Origin of the sequence: Paraburkholderia pallida, assembly GCF_004524855.1 — a bacterium.
GTDB classification, from domain to species: domain Bacteria; phylum Pseudomonadota; class Gammaproteobacteria; order Burkholderiales; family Burkholderiaceae; genus Paraburkholderia; species Paraburkholderia oxyphila.
This window is the reverse complement of sequence record NZ_CP038151.1, coordinates 155,183-171,281: the sequence shown is the minus strand read 5'-3', so window position 1 is coordinate 171,281 and position 16,099 is coordinate 155,183. Positions and strand designations below refer to the sequence as shown.

Genomic DNA, 16,099 nt, shown 5'->3' with positions numbered 1-16,099 from the left:
CTCATGCGCACATCGCTCCCCCTCGAAGGCCGGACCGCGCTCGTGACAGGCAGTTCCGCCGGCATCGGCGCCGCGTGCGCCCAGGCGCTGCTCGCAGACGGCGCGACGGTCGTGCTGATGGGCCGCCGCCCCGACGCACTCGAACGCGCACGCCAGCAACTCACCGACGCAGTGCCGGGCGGCCGCGTAGAGGCCCACATCGGCGACGCCTGCGTCGCGGCCGACATCCAGAGCGCGCTGCAATTCGCGTGGTCGTTGCACGAGCGTCTCGACATCGTCGTGCCGACGGTCGGCGGCGCCGCGTTCCGGCCGCTGCTGATGCACGACGCCGACAGCTTCCGCGCAGACCTCGACCTGAACATCACGAGCGCGTTCCTCGCGATCCGCCACGCGGCGCCGCTGCTCGCGGCGAGTGGCGGCGGCTCGATCGTCTGCATCTCGTCGACCGCCGCGCGCATCAATTTCCGCTGGCTGTCCGGCTATTGCACCGCGAAGGCGGGACTCGAGGCGCTGGTCCGCGCAGCAGCCGAGGAGCTCGCCGGCGCGAAGATCCGCGTGAACTCGGTGCGCCCCGGTCTCACGCGCTCGGAAGCGACCGGGCCGCTGTTCGACAACCCCGCGATGCTGGAGGGCTTTCTCGAGCAGGTGCCGCTAGGCGTGCTCGGCGAGCCGGACTACATCGCGCGGGCGGTCCGTTATCTCGCCGGTCCGGAATCGGGCTGGGTGACGGGTCAGAGCTTCGCTGTCGACGGCGGCCACGAGCTGCGCAAGAACCCCTGTGTCGACGACGCGATCGGTCAAATGTTCGGCATGGCCGCGCTCGAAGCCGTGAAGGCTGGCCGCGCGCCGAGCGACACCTGAACCGCTCGGCGGCGCCTTCTTCGCGCCGGACGAGTCGCGCTTCGTCAACGGCGCCCCGAGCTGCGGATCGACCACGCGCAGCGGGTTGCGTCGCTTCGACGAAGCGTCAACGCTTATCACCCACTGGAGGACATCGATGATTTCATTGACTGGCAAGAACGTGCTGATCACGGGCGGCGGCGCGGGCATCGGCCGCGCGTGCGCGACGGCGTTCGGCGCGGCGGGCGCGCGCGTCGTCGTCGCGGAAATCGACGCGGCGCGCGCGCAGGACGCGCGGCAGGCGTTGGAGGCGGCGGGCGTCGAGGCGCTCGTCGAGATCGTGGACGTGACGCGCACCGATCAAGTGAGCGCGCTCGCGCGCACGATCGACGCACGTTTTGGCGGGCTCGATGTGCTCATCAACAACGTCGGCGATTTCCTGCAGATCGCGAAGCCGTTCGACGACCACACCGACGACGACATCGCCCGCCTCTTCGACGTGAACCTGCGCCAGGTGTTCGTCGTCACGCGCGCGATGCTGCCGCTGCTGCGGCGTCGCGGTGCGGGCGGCAGCATCGTCAGCGTGTCGTCGATTGAGGGGTTTCGCGGGATCCCGAACTGCTCGGTCTATGCGTCGTTCAAGGCGGCGCTCAGCGGATTCACGAAGAGCCTCGCGCTCGAGCTGGGGCCCGCCGGCATCCGCGTGAACCAGATCGCGCCCGAAACGACCGAGACGCCGCAGGTGCCGGTCAGCGCGATGATCGCGGCCGAGCATCATCCGCACATCGAGCGCTGGATTCCGCTTGGCCGCTTTGGCGAAGCCGGCGACATCGCCGGCGCGGCGCTGTTCCTCGCCAGCCCGCTCGCCGCGTGGGTCACCGGCACGACGCTGCACGTCGACGGCGGCGCGCTCGCGGCGGCCGGCTGGTATCGCGACCCGAACGGCTTCTGGACCAACATCCCGGTCGTGACCGGCAACGGCTTCAATGCCTGAGCGGCCGCGTGCCGGCTGGACTTCATTTCAATTTCAGGCGGTCCACGAACCGCCAACGGAGACTTCATGAACATCCTCGTCATCGGCGGCACCGGCCTTATCGGCGGCCATGCTGCGCTGTACCTGCACGCGCAGGGCAACACCGTCACGCTTGCGGCCCGCAAGCCGCCCGCGCCGGGCTCCGCGCTCGCGCAATTCGACGTGCTGGTGCGCGACTACGTCGCCGGTAACTTCACCCGCGAGGACCTCGCCCGCTTCGACGCGGTCGTATTCGCAGCAGGCAACGACATCCGCCACCTGCCGACCGACACCGACGAGGCAGCGCACTGGGAGCGCGCGAACGTCGAGGCCGTGCCGCGCTTCTTTGCGCTCGCGCGCGAGGCGGGCATCAAACGGGCCGTGCTCGTCGGCAGCTTCTATCCTCAGGTGGCGCCGCACCTCATCGATACGATCCCCTACGTGCGTTCGCGCCATCTCGCCGACGAGCGCGTGCGCGCACTCGCGACGCCGGCGTTTTCGGTGTGCAGCGTGAATGCGCCGTTCGTCGTGGGCTCGGTGCCGGGGCTGCGCAACGACATGTTCGCGGCCTATACGGGCTACGCGCAAGGCAAGCTGGCCGGTCTGCCGGTCTTCGGTCCCGCGGGCGGCAGCAATTTCATCTCGACGCAATCGCTGTCGGAAGCGATCTGGGGCGCGCTGCAAGCGGGAGAGGCGGGTAAGGCCTATCTCGTCGGCGACGAGAACCTGAGCTTCGCCGACTATTTCGCGACGTTCTTCCGCGCGGCGGGCAATCCGCAGCCGGTCCCCGCGCTCGACCAGGAGCACCCTCTACTGCCGGACATCGCGATCTACACGGGGCGCGGCAACGTCGTGTCATACGAGCCGGATGCGGCCGATCTCGCGTTGCTCGGGTATCGGCGCGGCGACGTGCAGCGCGCGGTCAATGAAGTGGTCGCACACTGCCTCGCGCAGTAAGTAGCAGTAGCAGGCAGTGAAGGCGCGTCGGGTAACCCTACCCGACGCGCGCGGTTCGCGCCGCTTCAAAGCCGGCGTGCAATCAGAAGAGATTAGTAATGCTGACGAGCAAACCATCGAATGTGGGCAGGTCGAACATATAGTCGCCTGCGCCCCCGCATGCGTTGAAAGTCGCCGCCGGTCAGTCGGTATTGGATGGCAAATTCAACGCATTCGACGCGGCGTGCCGCCCGGCCTGACGCCCAAAAAACGTCGCATCCGCCAGCGAAAGCCCCGAGCTATAACCGGCGCCCCAACGCGGCAAGCCGCAAGCCGTGCGGCCGGCAGCAAACAGTCCCGGCACCGGCTCGCGCATTTCGTTCACGACCTGCCCGCTCGGCAGCGTGTCCAGTCCGCCCAGCGTGAAGTGCGGATAGAACGCGTAGTCGATCCGGCAATCGAGCGCGACGAACGGCGGCTCATCCAGCGGCTTCAGCCATTTCGCCGCTTTGTGGAAGGCCGGATCGCTGCCTTGTGCCGCGTGGCGGTTATAGCTCTGCACGGTCGCGCTGAGCGAGCCCTCCGGCATGCCCAGTTCCTGTTCGACTTCCTCCCAGCTTTCTCCCGCAGCCGCGATACCGATGCGCGTGAATTCAGGTGGCGGCGCATAGGCCGCGTTGTCGACCAGCAGAAAGATCCGCTCGCCCGCCTGCTGGAGCGCATGCCATCCCGTGCGGCCGTGATAGCCATCTTCGTTGATGAAGCGCTGGCCGCGCTCGTTCACGAAGATGCCCTTGATCAGCGATTCGGGTGCATAGAACGGCAGGCTCACGAAGCCCTGATCCATATGGATCGCGGCGGCGCCCACGCTCTGGCCCAACAGGATGCCCGTGCCGTCGTCGCCGGGATTGCCGATCGGATCGGCCGAACGCAGCAGCATGGGCGCGTGACGGCGCACCATCTCGCGGTTCATCGCGAAGCCGCCTGCGCAGAGGATCACGCCGCGTCGCGCACGCACGTACGTGTCCGCGCCGCACGAACGCAGCACCACGCCGCATACCGCGCCCGCTTCGTCGACGATCAGCGCCTGCGCGCGCGTGTCGTAGCGCACGGCCACGCCTGACGCCTCCACGCGCGCGGCCAGCACGCTCATCAGCATCTGGCCGCCGCCCCAGCCCGGCCATTGCGGCGTGTGCCCGCGCGGGCACGGCTTCGCCGCGGCGCTGAACGGCCAGGCCTCCTCGCTGCCGGACCAGATCAGGCAATCGTCGGTCTCGGGCTCGACCATGCGCTCGGACAGGAACGTGTTCTTGTATTGCAGCCCCTGCGCAACGAGCCAGTCGTGGTGCGCGAGGCTGTGCTCCGCGTAGAGGCGCACTTTCGCTTCGTCGGCATCGCGGCCGCCAGCGAGCATCAGATAGCGGTACAGGTCGGCGGTTTCGTCGCTGAAGCCCGCCGCGCGCTGCGCGGGCGTGCCGCCGTTGCCGCCGAGATAGATCTCACCGCCCGAGAGCGCGCTCGAGCCACCATAGCCTGACGCGCGCTCGACGACGAGCGTATCGGCGCCGGCCGCGACCGCTTCGATCGCGGCGCACGCGCCCGAAGCGCCGAAGCCGACGATCACGACATCATGTTCGGCGTCCCAGCGAGGCACGGCGCGCGAGGGTAAAGGACGGTTCACTGAGCAGTTTGACGACATGTGAGAAGCAGGACAGAGGTTGGGCGCGGATAGGCCATGACCGGGCCACACGACGCGGCCCAGATCGAGATAGCTCCAAAGGTAGCGTCTCGCGGCGCGCGTACCCTCATCCGTTTGGACCAGGTGCAAACACTCACAGGCGCCGCATAGGCGCCCATCATCGAGGCGGACGGTGTCCTGTTGTACGTGCTGTGAACCGCGCGCTCAGGCGCCAGCCTGCGGCGCATCGGCCGGGCGCCCGCCGAAGCGCACGCCCGGCGTGGCCCCGGTGTAATGCCCGACGAGCATGGAGGTCACGACGCAGCGCGTCGAAGCAATCTTCCATTGGCCGTCGATCTTGCGGTACGTGTCGTCGTAGTACGCGCCGAGTTGCGTGAAGGCACCCTCGCGCGTATCGAGCATCTGGTAGTGCAAGCCCCAGCTGCCGCGCGCATGGTGACTGTCGAGCACCTCGATTTGCGGATTGACGCCGTGATGCATCTCCACGATATGGGGATGGCAGCCCAGCCGCCCGAACACCTCAACCAGTGCGTCACGATCGTCGAACACACCGATCGCGCCATAGTCGATGCGCACGCGGCCGGGCGCGAAGCAGTCGCGCATGCCCTCGGTGTCCTTCATATCGCAGCAGGCGAAATAACGCGCTTTCAGGCTGCGGATTGCGTCGGCGTCTTCGAGCGCGCGCAGGCGCGCTTCGAGTTGATCGATCGGGTTCATCGGGTCTCCTTTGCGGTTGTCCGGTCGTTACGGTACAAGCGCCGCCGCGTCGCCTCATCATCCAGTCGGATGATGTGCGCGGGCGGTTCGCTTTCTACGATCCGGTATCACCAAGGAGACACTGGACCATGGAAGACGCCACCCGCACGCTCTGGGCATTCGAAGAGATCCGGCAGCTCAAATACCGCTACTTCCGCGCGGTCGACACCCACGACTGGGCGCTGCTCGCGCAATGCCTGAGCGAGGATTGCCGCGCGCGCCTGAACGGCGGCCAGTACGCCTTCGACGGCCGCGACGCCTATGTCACGACCCTGCAAGCGCTGCTCGACCGGCCGACCTTCCTGACGATGCATCACGGCCATCACCCCGAACTCGAACTGCTCGCCGCCGATTACGCGCGCGGGACCTGGTATCTGGAAGACCACGCGATCGACCTCGAACACAACACGCTGCTGCACGGCGCCGCCTTCTACGAGGACGAGTACGTGAAGCGCGACGGTGTCTGGCTCATCGCGGCCACGTCCCACGAGCGCCTGTTCGAAACCGTCACCTCGCCGATTCCCGCCTCGTTCAGGCTCACGGCGAACCGCTTTCAGACGTAACCGCACTGCTCAACGCTTTCAACCCGGAGACAAGTCGATGGAAAAAGTGATTTACGTGCTGTGGCGCGATGCGCAGACATCGCCCGACGCATGGCGTCAAACCTTACGCGCGGCGCTCGCCGACAAGCTGCTCTCGCTCGGCGCCCATGGCGTGCAGGTCAATGTCGCGGACAGCGATGTCGAACCGGCGACCGCGCTGCGCCAGCAGAACACGCAGCCCGGCATCGCGGGCACCGTGTCGGTGTGGATCGACAGCGCGGTCGCCATGCTGCGCCAGCCGTTCGACGACGCCGTGCGCGCCGTGGCCCCGCATCTCGCGGCGTATCTGGTGACCGAATCGCAACCGATCCGCAATACGCGCTTCGTGCCGAGAGCCGGCGAACGCACAGCCGGATTCTCGCAACTGGCGTTTCTCACGCGCCCGCCGCGCCTCACGCCCGAGGCCTGGCTCGACGTGTGGCACAACCACCATACGCGCGTCGCGATCGATACGCAGGACAACTTCCTTTACGTGCAGAACGTCGTCGTGCGGGCGTTGACGCACGCGGCGCCGCGCTACGACGCGATCGTCGAGGAGTGCTTCCCCGCCGCCGCGATGACCGACCCGCTCGCGTTCTTCGACGCGGTGGGCGATGAGGAAAAATTCCAGCGCAACCTGCAGGCAATGATGGAAAGCTGCGCGCGCTTCATCGACTTCGACAAGATCGACGTGCTGCCGACGAGCCAGTACATCGTGAAAGCGGTGCACGACTAACAACAAGAGGATAGTCATGAAGCGAATTCATCTCCCCTTCCTGCGCGTATCGGCGCTGACCGCGTGCGCAATCGCCACGACGGCGGCGTTCTCGATGGTCTCTCAGGACGACCTGACTGCGCTCGACACCACCCTGACGCCCATGGGCGCGCAGCGTGCCGCGAGCAAGGACGGCGCCGTGCCCGCCTGGGGCGGTAAGTGGCTCGGCACGCCGCCGGACCTGAGCTACAAGCGCGGCGAGCGCTATCGCGATCCGTATGCGGACGAGAAGCCGCTCTTCGTCATCACGGCGCAGAACATGGAGCAGTACGCGGACCATCTGACCGAAGGCCAGAAGGCGCTGTTCAAGCACTATCCGGCCACGTTCAAGATACCGGTCTATCCGAGCCATCGCGACTTCCGCTATGACGAATCGGTGTACAAGGCGATCCGCGCCTACGCGCCCGACTCCACGCTGACCACCGACGAGAACGGCCTCACCAACGCGCCGCCGCAGGTGCCCTTCCCGATTCCGAAGACGGCCGCGCAACTGCTGTGGAACCAGCGCATGTCGTCGGCGATCGGCACGGAGCAGGCGACCTACGATCAGGGCGTGGTCTACCCGGACGGCAACATCGCGTGGGGCAAGGTGCGCTACGACATCTACTCGCCGCGCAACGACGGCAAGTACGACGTCAAGGACGACCTGAACAACCGCTCGTACTACCGGATCGCCACGGAACTGCCGCTGAGCGACCGCGGCACGTTGACCGTCGGCTACACGAACTGGGACAAGGCCGGCGCCGACAACTCGTCGCGCACCTGGGTCTACAACCCGGGCACGCGCCGCGTGCGCCAGGCACCCGAATTCGGCTACGACCAGCCGTTCGGCGCCGGGGGCTTTCGCACCGTCGACGACGATCGTCTCTACAACGGCCCCGGCGATCGCTACGACTGGAAGATTCTCGGCAAGCGCGAGATCTACGTGCCGTACGACAACTACAAGCTGATGGACGGCTCGGTCAAGTACAGCGACCTGCTGGCGAAGAACCACGAGAATCCGGCCTACATGCGCTACGAGTTGCATCGCGTCTGGGTCCTGCAGGCGACGCTCAAGAACGGCTACCGCCACGAGTACGCGAAGCGCGTGCTGTACCTCGACGAGGATTCGTGGATCACGCTGCTCGCGGACAACTACGACGCGCGCGGCGAGCTCTGGCGCACCAACATCGCCACGACGGTCTATGCGTACGACGCGAAGACGTTCTATCCGGCCGCGGTGTTCTATCACGACCTGATCTCGGGCGCGTACCTCGCGGACCGTCTGACGAACGAGGAGCCGATGCCGAAGCTCGACAGCAGCCCGCAGTTCAACGAAGCGTATTTCTCGCCGGACGCGATCCGCAGCTCGGGCAACTGAGCTTCCGGTCGATTCGTCGATTGCGACGCTCAGCCCATTGGCACGACGCTGCCGAGCAGAATGCGCACGAGCGTCGCCTGGCGCGCCACGCCAGTCTTCGAGAAGATCGCGCGCAAATGCGTGCGCGCGGTGTTCTTGCTGATGCCCGACTCTTCGGCCGCCTCGTCGAGCGTGAGCCCGTTGGTGAGCATGAGCGCGAGCGACGCCTCGGCGGGCGTGAGGTCGAAGAGCTTGCGGATGATCTCCTGCGCGCCCTGCGGCTTGCGGTCGGGATCGCGCAGGAAGAGCGCGACGGCAGCGCGCCGCTTGTTGTCCTCCGACCAGTCCGAGAGCAGGATCGTGCGCACCAGCAGCCCGAGGCGCGGCTTGTCGTAACTGCGCGTGATGGGGATCGCCTCGACGATCGGCGCTGCCGTGCCGAGGTGCCCCATCACCGCCTGCCGGATCAGCCGCTGGAGCGTACGGTTCTCGGCCGCATTGCTCGCCTCGACGGTGCCGCGCGCGATGCACAGGCCGTTGTTCTGCGCGAGGATCTCGTTGGCGACGCCGTTCGCGTCGATGATGACGCCGTTCATGTCGAGCGTGATCGTGCCGACCTGCATCCGGTTGATGGCGTTCGCGTACATCGAGCGCTCGACCTCGACCGTGTCGAGCCGCGAATGCAGTTCGACCGCGCGCTTCAGATGCGGCAGCAGCAACGTGCAGAACGCCTTGTCGGCCGACGAAAAGGGCTTTTCCGCGTGACCGCGGCACACGCGCAGACGGCACTCGACGCCCGACTGCGTACGCAGATCCGCGCCGAGAATATGGCGCACGTCGGAGGGTTTGAGGAACTGCTTGTAGAACTCGCTCGAGAGCCAGCCCGTGTCGCCGAACACCTCGTCCACGGTGACGACGCGATCGGCGGGCAGGCCCACGAACGGGTCGATCGAATAGTAGTAGTCGTTATACGAGGCCGCGTCGGGCACCTCGGGGCCGAACTCCGACGCGTGCACCGAAAGCGGCGAGCGGCGGTCATTGCCCGCGACGCGCAGGATCAGCGTCACATAGTTGGCGCGCAGGCGCCGCCGTATCAGGTCCAGCGCGCCCGTCCACGGCCGCGTCTCCAGCGGCCCCTGATAGATGCGGTCCGCCAGCTCGCTGAACTCCGCCACGCAGACGCCTGCCTCCTCGCTCATCAACTGGCTCTCGTGCTGAGCCCATTTTGTCTCCATCAGCATGCTCCGGCCTCCATCCGGCTTCCCCCGTCTGGGCGAGGCACCCAGCTTAAGGAACGCGCCGGACGCTGCCATCGGGATCTTCACCAAACGAAGAGCCTGCTCGATTCAGGTGCGCAAACCATCGTCCATGTGGATGATGCGCGCACCGCTGCGGTGCGCTGCAAACCCCTTTACGTGGCTGCATGGGCGCTTGCGGCGGCCAGGGAAAACACGAACGCGGGTATACCTGCCGCGCCGGTGTTGAGGAACGGCCCCGTTTCGTCATCTCGTGCGTCTGTTTGGAGAGGGTTGGCGGGCTGGGCTGTTAGTTGCAAATTAAGCCTTGAAGCGTCATGGCTGCCATATCGCTTGCGTAGCGGCGTTGCGCCAGTTGAGTGCGGCCAGTGGCACAGCGCACTGCTGAAGTGCACCACGCCGCCATCCACGTACGCCCGTCGATCGGTGGCTGCGGGCGCCCCGCATTGTTCGAGTGCAACTTCAAAACTGGCACATCATTTGCTTGAACGATGCATGTTCGCACGCACCGTCAAATCGCGGCTTACTCTTAAAAAGAATCGACCGATCACCCGTCGAAGTTTTCATGCCGCCGACCACCGAAACATCATGCTGCGTGTCCTGCTCGTAACCGATACCGACAAGCCCATCGGCGATCTGCGCGACGCGCTCGCGCGGCTCGGCTACGAGATGCTCGCCAATCCCGCGACGCCGCAGGCGCTGCATCGCGCCGTCGAGCTCGAGCGGCCCGACGTGATCATCGTCGACACCGAATCGCCGTCGCGCGACACGCTCGAGCAGCTCGCCGTGATGAACGCCACGGCGCCGCGCCCCGTGCTGATGTTCAGCAACGACGCGAACCAGCAGCTCATTCGCTCGGCCGTGCAGGCGGGCGTGACCGCGTATCTCGTGGAAGGGCTCGCGGGCGAGCGCATTGCGCCCATTCTCGAAGTCGCGCTCGCGCGCTTCGCGCAAGAGGCGCAATTGCGCGAGCGGCTGACCCAGGCCGAGAACGAGCTGGCCGAGCGCAAGCTGATCGACCGTGCGAAGCGCATCCTGATGGAGCAGCAGAAGATGTCCGAGCCCGCCGCCTATGCGACGCTGCGCAAACGCGCGATGAACCAGAGCCTGAAGCTCGCCGAGGTCGCGCGCCAGATCGTCGCGACGTTCGAGCCGCCGGAACCCCGCAAATGACCGATGCAGATCACCGCGACGGTTCGCACCAGCCAGATTGAGCACGAACGAGCACGAATGAAGCGCCGACCATGAACGCCACCTCCCCCCCGCCCGCCGCGCCAGAGAAGACGCACCTGAAGATAGGCTTCGTGCCGCTCGCCGACGCGGCACCGCTCGTCGCCGCGAAGCTGCTCGAATTCGGCCACGCGCACGGTCTCACGCTGGAGCTTTCGCGCCAGCCCTCGTGGGCCGCGCTGCGCGACAAGCTGCTTGCGGGCGAGCTCGATGCCGCGCATACGCTCTACGGTCTCGTGTACGGGGTGCAGCTCGGCATTGGCGGACCGCAGCAGGACATGGGCGTGCTGATGGTGCTCAACCGCAATGGCCAGGCAATCACGCTATCGAACCGCCTTGCCGACGCGCTGGCCGAACACGGCACGCTGCCGCGCGCGCTCGCGACGCTCGAGCGCAAGCCCGTGTTCGCGCAGACCTTTCCGACCGGCACACACGCGATGTGGCTGTACTACTGGCTCGCCGCGCAGGGCGTGCATCCGCTGCGCGACATCGAGAGCGTGGTGATTCCGCCGCCCCAGATGGTGGCCGCGCTGACCGAAGAGCGGCTCGACGGCCTGTGCGTGGGCGAGCCGTGGTCCGCGCTGGCGCAGCAGCGCGGCGTGGGGCGCACCGTGATCCGCAGCGGCGAAATCTGGCCCGCTCATCCCGAGAAAGTGCTCGCATGCCGGCGCGATTTCGTTACGCGCTACCCGAATACGGCGCGTGCGCTCGTGCAGACGATGCTGGAGGCGTGCCGATGGCTCGATGGCGCGGGACATCGCAGGGAAATCGCGCAATGGCTCGCGCGGCCGGAAATGCTGGGCGTGGATTCGGCGTTGATCGCGGAGCAGCTCGAGGGCGCTGGCGTTCCGGATGGGATGCGCATGAAGTTCTTCGAGGACGGCGCGGTGAACGATCCGTTGGAGTCCGAAGGAGTCTGGTTCCTGACCCAGTTCGAGCGCTGGGGGATGATGGCGCGGCGCGACGATTATCGGGAGATCGCGCAGGGGGTGAATCAGACGGCGCTGTATCGGGAGGCGGCGCGGGCGATGGGAGTTGAGGTATTTGAGGCCTTGCGCAAGCCGGCTTTCGTCGATGGGAAAGTTTGGGATGGAATGAATCCCGCGGCTTATGTGGAGGGGTTTGGGGTGAGAGTTTGAGCAGGTGCCGATCCCTCACCCCAGAGGCATGCAAGCGTCGTGCGCCACGGCAAGCGCGCGCGCAACTCGCTCGCCGCTTACTTCACCACCACCTGCGTATGCCCCACAACCGGCGGCTTCTCGAAGTACGGACCCACGAGGCTCCGCCACACCTGGAAGTCGGCCGACTCGCGAAAGTGGACCATATGGTCTTCCACAGTGTCCCATTGCACGACGAGCACGTACTGATTCGGCTCCTCCACACTGCGCTGCAATTCGACACCGGTGCAGCCGCGCGCGCGATGGAATAGCGGCAGGGCTTGCCCCACGGCAGCTTCAAATTCGGCGTTCTTGCCGGCCAGCACGGAGATGTGCGCCATTTCGTAGACCACGTTCTGCTCCTTTCTCTTCGTTCTTTTGCTTCATGAATGCGCGCACAGTTGCGGCACGCGCCTAACGTTACCACGCCTCGCCGTTCAATCGCGCGACCACTTCTTCCGCAATCGCGAGCGAGGCCGTCAATCCCGGCGATTCGATGCCGTAAAGATTCACGAGCCCGCGCACGCCATGCTCGCGCGCATCCTGAATCAGAAAGTCACTGGCGCCCGCCAGCTTCGGGCGGATGCCCGCATAGCCCGGCTGCAACGCGCCATCGGGCAAGTCGGGCCAGTAGCTGCGGATCGCCTCGTAGAATTTCGCCGAACGGCTGGGATCGACGGTGTAGTCGATCGTGTCGATCCACTCGACGTCGGGGCCGAAGCGCGCCTGGTGACCAAGATCGATCGTCAGGTGGACGCCCAGGCCGCCCTCTTCGGGAATGGGATAAATAAGGCGCGAGAACGGCGAGGCACCCGAAAGCGAATAGTAATTGCCCTTCGCGTAGCGCCCCGGTGCAATCGAGCCAACCGGGATGCCGTCGATCGACGCCGCCACCTGTTGCGCGTAAAGCCCTGCGCTATTGATCACACGCCGCGCGCACAGCTCCATCGGTTCTTCGCCGCCCACCTTCAGCAGAATCGGCTGCCCGGCTTGCGTCACGCCGCCCGTCACCGGCGAGCAGAACGCGAGCATGCCGCCGGCCGCCTCAAAATCGCCTTGCAGCGCGAGCATGAGGCCATGGCTGTCCACGATGCCCGTTGAGGGCGACTCGAGCGCCGCCACGCAATGGAGCGCGCGCTCGCGCGCCTGCGCTTCGCCGCGTTCGAGCCAGCGCAGGTCGTCCACGCCGTTGGCCTCGGCGGCGGCGCGTATTGCTCGCAGCGCATCGAGCTGCCCTTCGTGCGTCGCGACGATGAACTTGCCGCAGCGCTCGTACGGCACGCCCTTCTCGTCGCAATACGCGTAGAGGCGCTGCTTGCCCTGCACGCATAGCCGCGCCTTGAGCGAGCCCTGCGGATAATAGATGCCCGCGTGAATCACCTCGCTATTGCGTGAGCTGGTGCCCGTGCCGATGGCGTTCTCAGCCTCGACGAGCACGGTCTCCCAGCCTTGCAGCGCGCACGCTCGTGCGATCGCCAGGCCAACCACCCCCGCACCGATCACGACGCAATCGACCGTGTCAGTCATCGAAATTCACTCCTCTTCACGCGAACGCTTTAAAGGTGGCGTTATTGTGCCTGTTTCGCGCCCACGTCCGCGCGCGAGCGTGGGCGACGTGCCGTATCACGGCATCATCCGCACGACCTCCCGCTCCGAGGGGCACACCTGGTTGCGTTGCGCGTCGATCGGCTTCGGCAGCGCCTTTTTGTCGGCGGCCACGTTGGTGTAGTACTTCAGCTCCGTGATGCTCGTGCCGTCCTTGCCCGCTTGCGCCTGCGGCGACCACAGCGCGATCCAGTAGTGGCCGCTCGCGTCGTACATCACGATCGATTTCGTATCGCACGCGATGCCGCGCACGAAGGTGCTGACCACCGTGACGCCCGGCATGCCGGCAGCGGCGCCGTCGTCGCTCACGGAGCCGGCTGTAGCGAGCAGCGCATCGTAGTCGCGGCCCAGCAACTTGCGGATGCCGTCGTCCTGCGCGGACGTCTTCACGACACCGAGGGTGAGCAGATCCGCCTTCGCGTTCGGGTCCTGTGCGGCGCTCACGTAAGTGCCATCGAAGAGCACGCCCGCACCCGCGCCGCAGTCCCCCGAATCGCCCTTCTGCGCGACCTCGATGCGGTTGATCTTGCGCCTGAAGGTCAGCTCGCAGTTTTGCGTGAAGTCCTTCGCGTTGCCCGTGTAATGCGCCGCCTGGTCCTTGCCGAATGCCGCGCTGCCTTCGAGCGCGCCCGAGTTGGCGCCCGCATACGCGTCGAATCCGAACTGCAAGCCATGCGGCGAAACATGCTTGATGGTGAGCGCGGAGCCATAGTGGCCGCTCGCATCCACGCGCCACCACTTGCCTTGCCAGTGGAACGGACCCGCGCCGTTCGCTAGCACGACGAGGCGCTCGCTATACGCCTGGGCGAGGCAGGCCGCGTCGCCGCATTGATCGCGCTCGCGCAACCACGCGCGTTGATCGTCGCGCCATGCCGCCGCGTCCGCGCCGGCGGCGCGCTTCTGATAGAGCACGGTGAGTTGCGTATCCATGCTGCTGAGGCGCGGCGAAGCGCAGATGCGCTTTTCGGTCGCCGAAGCCGCCTTGCTGCAATCGAAGCTGGCCGCCGCCGCGAGGCCTGGTGCGAGTAGTGCTCCGGCCAATGCAAGCGCGCCCAATACGGTATGCAAAATAAATCGATTCATCGCGTTTTGCCTGGAAGAGTTGTTCTGGACGGTCCGCTCACTTGCCGTGCTTCGCCCATATTGAAGGCCGCCGCCGTGACACACGCGGGCGTACGGTCCGACAAAGTGCGATGGAGGATACAGGAAGGCGGAGCGTGACGGCCGGTCTCTGCCTGTATGGCCCGCTTACAGACGCCAATTGCGGAAGCAGCGCAGAATCACGCAGTCAGCGTGGAGACCCGCATGAAAGAGCACACCCCCAACTCGAAGGAGCGTCTCGATCTACCGGCCGATCATGCGTATTGGATTGCGGGGACCGCATGAATCCCGTCGATCTGCTCAACCTCGCGCATCTGCACGCGTTCCGTCTCGTCGCCGAAACGGGCAGCGCCACGCGCGCCGCCGCCTCGCTCTACCGTGCGCAATCGGCCGTCACGCGCTCGGTGCAGGAACTCGAAACGGCGCTCGGCGAGCCGCTCTTCGAGCGCAGGGCCTCCGGCATGCTGCCCACCGCCGCGGGGCGCGTCGCGCTTGATCGTTGCGCGCGCATCTTTATCGAGCTCGAAACGCTTGCGCAATGGTGCAAGTCGCGCCAGACGCACCGCCGCGCCCTGCCCGAAGGCACCCTGCCGCCGTGGCTGCTCAATACGCGGCGCCTGCAACTCTTCGTGGCGCTCGCGCGCCACCGTCACATGCCGAGCACGGCCGGCGCGTTCGGCATCAGCCAGCCCGCTGTGAGCAGCGCCATGCGCGTGCTCGAGAGCGGCTCGGGCATCACGCTGTTTCACCGCAGCCCGCTCGGCTTGCAGCTCACGCCCGAGGGCGAGATTTTCCTTCTGCACGTGCGGCGCGCGCTGAACGAACTGCGCCATGTGCCCGACGATATCGCCGCGCTGCACGGCAGCATTCAGGGCACGGCAACGGTGGGCGCGCTGCCGCTCGGCCGCACGCTGATGCTTCCCGGCGCCATTGCGCGCATGAGCGCGCTGCATCCCGGCGTGCGCGTGGTCACGGACGAAAGCGCCTATGACGTGCTGGTGGCGCGCCTGCATGCGGGGGACATCGATTTCATGCTCGGCGCGCTGCGCGAAGACGATGCGGCGAGCGGGTTAGCCAATGAGCGCCTTGTCGCCGAAGACATGGTCGTGCTCGCACGCAGCGGCCATCCGCTCGTGCGGCAGAAAGGCATGAGCCTGAGCGACCTGCGCGATGCGCAATGGATCGCCCCGCGCATGCATTCGCCCGCGCACGCGCTCTTCGAAGCGCAGTTCAGGCGCCTGAAGCTCAAGCCGCCGATGCCGAGCGTCGAGACCGCCGACCTCGCGGTGATTCGAGGCGTGCTGATGGGCACGGACATGGTCGCCGCGGTCTGCGCGCAACAGTTGCACTACGAGATCGCGTCGGGCCAGCTCGCGGTGCTCGACGTGCCGCTCTCGAGCACGCGGCGCGAGATCGGCCTCACCTTGCGCGCTGATAGCGCGCCTTCACCGGCCGCGCGCGCATTGATCGATGCGATCCGGCTCGCGGCCACCGATGCCCAACCCTCCACACGCGGGGCGGAAGGCCGCATTGGCAAACTGGCCGCGCGATGAAAATGCGCGCCGTGCACGCGGCGCGCATTCGCAACGCATAACGCTGCACGAGGGTCCCAGCAATACGAAAGCGGGGCTGCCGTCAATACTTATCTGTCACGTAACAATAATTAACGATTAGGTTGCAATAAACGGTGAGCAATCATCTGCCGCGATTGATGAGAGTCAGATAAACTCCGACGAATTTCGAGATGTGTCAGCGCAGTGCCCGGCGGGCGACGCTAGACCGCCAATATCACCAGACGGCTGACTGTGCAGA

The 16,099-nt window shown here is 66.3% G+C and carries 15 protein-coding genes; 9 read left to right on the top strand and 6 right to left on the bottom strand.

The genetic code is table 11. The features are described 5' to 3' along the window. The first annotated feature begins 3 nt into the window (after positions 1-3). The 3 genes from E1956_RS35700 (at position 4) to E1956_RS35690 (ending at position 2,809) form a co-directional block, all read left to right on the top strand. Positions 4-861 carry an SDR family NAD(P)-dependent oxidoreductase gene (locus E1956_RS35700; protein WP_134758094.1) on the top strand — a complete coding sequence of 286 codons (858 nt, stop codon included), beginning with the start codon at positions 4-6 and terminating at the stop codon, positions 859-861. A 136-nt stretch (positions 862-997) separates the two neighbouring features. After that, positions 998-1,834 (top strand): SDR family NAD(P)-dependent oxidoreductase, encoded by an 837-nt coding sequence (locus E1956_RS35695; protein ID WP_134758093.1) that lies wholly within the window; start codon positions 998-1,000, stop codon positions 1,832-1,834. 66 nt (positions 1,835-1,900) lie between these two features. After that, positions 1,901-2,809, top strand: a complete 909-nt coding sequence (locus E1956_RS35690; RefSeq protein WP_134758092.1) for an NAD-dependent epimerase/dehydratase family protein — start codon at positions 1,901-1,903, stop codon at positions 2,807-2,809. 181 nt (positions 2,810-2,990) lie between these two features. On the opposite strand, the gene E1956_RS35685 is transcribed toward E1956_RS35690, so the two are convergent. Together E1956_RS35685 and E1956_RS35680 are read right to left on the bottom strand one after the other, a co-directional pair. Continuing rightward, complete coding sequence (locus E1956_RS35685; protein WP_134758091.1) at positions 2,991-4,487, bottom strand: FAD-dependent oxidoreductase; 1,497 nt, start codon at positions 4,485-4,487, stop codon at positions 2,991-2,993. Between the two features lie 204 nt (positions 4,488-4,691). Then, positions 4,692-5,204, bottom strand: coding sequence for a nuclear transport factor 2 family protein (locus E1956_RS35680; RefSeq protein WP_134758090.1), 513 nt, complete (start codon positions 5,202-5,204; stop codon positions 4,692-4,694). A gap of 128 nt (positions 5,205-5,332) precedes the next feature. Between E1956_RS35680 and E1956_RS35675 the strand changes: the two genes are divergently transcribed. Genes E1956_RS35675 through E1956_RS35665 form a run of 3 tightly spaced genes read left to right on the top strand, consistent with a single transcriptional unit; the run spans position 5,333 to position 7,959 of the window. Then, positions 5,333-5,806 carry a nuclear transport factor 2 family protein gene (locus tag E1956_RS35675; RefSeq protein WP_134758089.1) on the top strand — a complete coding sequence of 158 codons (474 nt, stop codon included), beginning with the start codon at positions 5,333-5,335 and terminating at the stop codon, positions 5,804-5,806. Positions 5,807-5,843: 37 nt separating this feature from the next. Continuing rightward, complete coding sequence (locus E1956_RS35670; RefSeq protein ID WP_134758088.1) at positions 5,844-6,560, top strand: EthD domain-containing protein; 717 nt, start codon at positions 5,844-5,846, stop codon at positions 6,558-6,560. A gap of 16 nt (positions 6,561-6,576) precedes the next feature. After that, the gene (locus tag E1956_RS35665) at positions 6,577-7,959 is read left to right on the top strand and encodes a DUF1329 domain-containing protein (protein WP_134758087.1); all 1,383 of its coding nucleotides are present in this window, start codon (positions 6,577-6,579) and stop codon (positions 7,957-7,959) included. Between the two features lie 29 nt (positions 7,960-7,988). On the opposite strand, the gene E1956_RS35660 is transcribed toward E1956_RS35665, so the two are convergent. After that, positions 7,989-9,179, bottom strand: coding sequence for a helix-turn-helix transcriptional regulator (locus tag E1956_RS35660; protein WP_418789352.1), 1,191 nt, complete (start codon positions 9,177-9,179; stop codon positions 7,989-7,991). A 603-nt stretch (positions 9,180-9,782) separates the two neighbouring features. Between E1956_RS35660 and E1956_RS35655 the strand changes: the two genes are divergently transcribed. Together E1956_RS35655 and E1956_RS35650 are read left to right on the top strand one after the other, a co-directional pair. After that, positions 9,783-10,367, top strand: coding sequence for an ANTAR domain-containing response regulator (locus E1956_RS35655; protein ID WP_134758085.1), 585 nt, complete (start codon positions 9,783-9,785; stop codon positions 10,365-10,367). A 71-nt stretch (positions 10,368-10,438) separates the two neighbouring features. Continuing rightward, on the top strand, positions 10,439-11,563 hold the full coding sequence (locus E1956_RS35650) for a CmpA/NrtA family ABC transporter substrate-binding protein (protein ID WP_134758084.1): 1,125 nt from the start codon (positions 10,439-10,441) through the stop codon (positions 11,561-11,563). Between the two features lie 77 nt (positions 11,564-11,640). On the opposite strand, the gene E1956_RS35645 is transcribed toward E1956_RS35650, so the two are convergent. From E1956_RS35645 to E1956_RS35635, 3 genes are all read right to left on the bottom strand, one after another. Continuing rightward, positions 11,641-11,934, bottom strand: coding sequence for an antibiotic biosynthesis monooxygenase family protein (locus E1956_RS35645; protein WP_197733008.1), 294 nt, complete (start codon positions 11,932-11,934; stop codon positions 11,641-11,643). Positions 11,935-12,001: 67 nt separating this feature from the next. Further along, positions 12,002-13,108 carry an NAD(P)/FAD-dependent oxidoreductase gene (locus E1956_RS35640; RefSeq protein WP_134758083.1) on the bottom strand — a complete coding sequence of 369 codons (1,107 nt, stop codon included), beginning with the start codon at positions 13,106-13,108 and terminating at the stop codon, positions 12,002-12,004. A 96-nt stretch (positions 13,109-13,204) separates the two neighbouring features. After that, a complete protein-coding gene (locus E1956_RS35635) occupies positions 13,205-14,269 on the bottom strand; it encodes a lysozyme inhibitor LprI family protein (protein ID WP_134758082.1) in 1,065 nt (354 codons plus the stop codon). A gap of 299 nt (positions 14,270-14,568) precedes the next feature. Here E1956_RS35635 and E1956_RS35630 point away from each other — a divergent pair, with 299 nt between their 5' ends. Then, positions 14,569-15,840: a LysR family transcriptional regulator gene (locus E1956_RS35630; protein WP_134758081.1), complete on the top strand. Its 1,272-nt coding sequence runs from the start codon at positions 14,569-14,571 to the stop codon at positions 15,838-15,840. The last annotated feature ends 259 nt before the right edge of the window (positions 15,841-16,099 follow it).

Bases quoted from the DNA above. Each gene is read 5' to 3' on its own strand.
- E1956_RS35700 (WP_134758094.1), top strand. From the start codon at position 4: ATGCGCACATCGCTCCCCCTCGAAGGCCGGACCGCGCTCGTGACAGGC.
- E1956_RS35695 (WP_134758093.1), top strand. From the start codon at position 998: ATGATTTCATTGACTGGCAAGAACGTGCTGATCACGGGCGGCGGCGCG.
- E1956_RS35690 (WP_134758092.1), top strand. From the start codon at position 1,901: ATGAACATCCTCGTCATCGGCGGCACCGGCCTTATCGGCGGCCATGCT.
- E1956_RS35685 (WP_134758091.1), bottom strand. From the start codon at position 4,487: ATGTCGTCAAACTGCTCAGTGAACCGTCCTTTACCCTCGCGCGCCGTG.
- E1956_RS35680 (WP_134758090.1), bottom strand. From the start codon at position 5,204: ATGAACCCGATCGATCAACTCGAAGCGCGCCTGCGCGCGCTCGAAGAC.
- E1956_RS35675 (WP_134758089.1), top strand. From the start codon at position 5,333: ATGGAAGACGCCACCCGCACGCTCTGGGCATTCGAAGAGATCCGGCAG.
- E1956_RS35670 (WP_134758088.1), top strand. From the start codon at position 5,844: ATGGAAAAAGTGATTTACGTGCTGTGGCGCGATGCGCAGACATCGCCC.
- E1956_RS35665 (WP_134758087.1), top strand. From the start codon at position 6,577: ATGAAGCGAATTCATCTCCCCTTCCTGCGCGTATCGGCGCTGACCGCG.
- E1956_RS35660 (WP_418789352.1), bottom strand. From the start codon at position 9,179: ATGCTGATGGAGACAAAATGGGCTCAGCACGAGAGCCAGTTGATGAGC.
- E1956_RS35655 (WP_134758085.1), top strand. From the start codon at position 9,783: ATGCTGCGTGTCCTGCTCGTAACCGATACCGACAAGCCCATCGGCGAT.
- E1956_RS35650 (WP_134758084.1), top strand. From the start codon at position 10,439: ATGAACGCCACCTCCCCCCCGCCCGCCGCGCCAGAGAAGACGCACCTG.
- E1956_RS35640 (WP_134758083.1), bottom strand. From the start codon at position 13,108: ATGACTGACACGGTCGATTGCGTCGTGATCGGTGCGGGGGTGGTTGGC.
- E1956_RS35635 (WP_134758082.1), bottom strand. From the start codon at position 14,269: ATGAATCGATTTATTTTGCATACCGTATTGGGCGCGCTTGCATTGGCC.
- E1956_RS35630 (WP_134758081.1), top strand. From the start codon at position 14,569: ATGAATCCCGTCGATCTGCTCAACCTCGCGCATCTGCACGCGTTCCGT.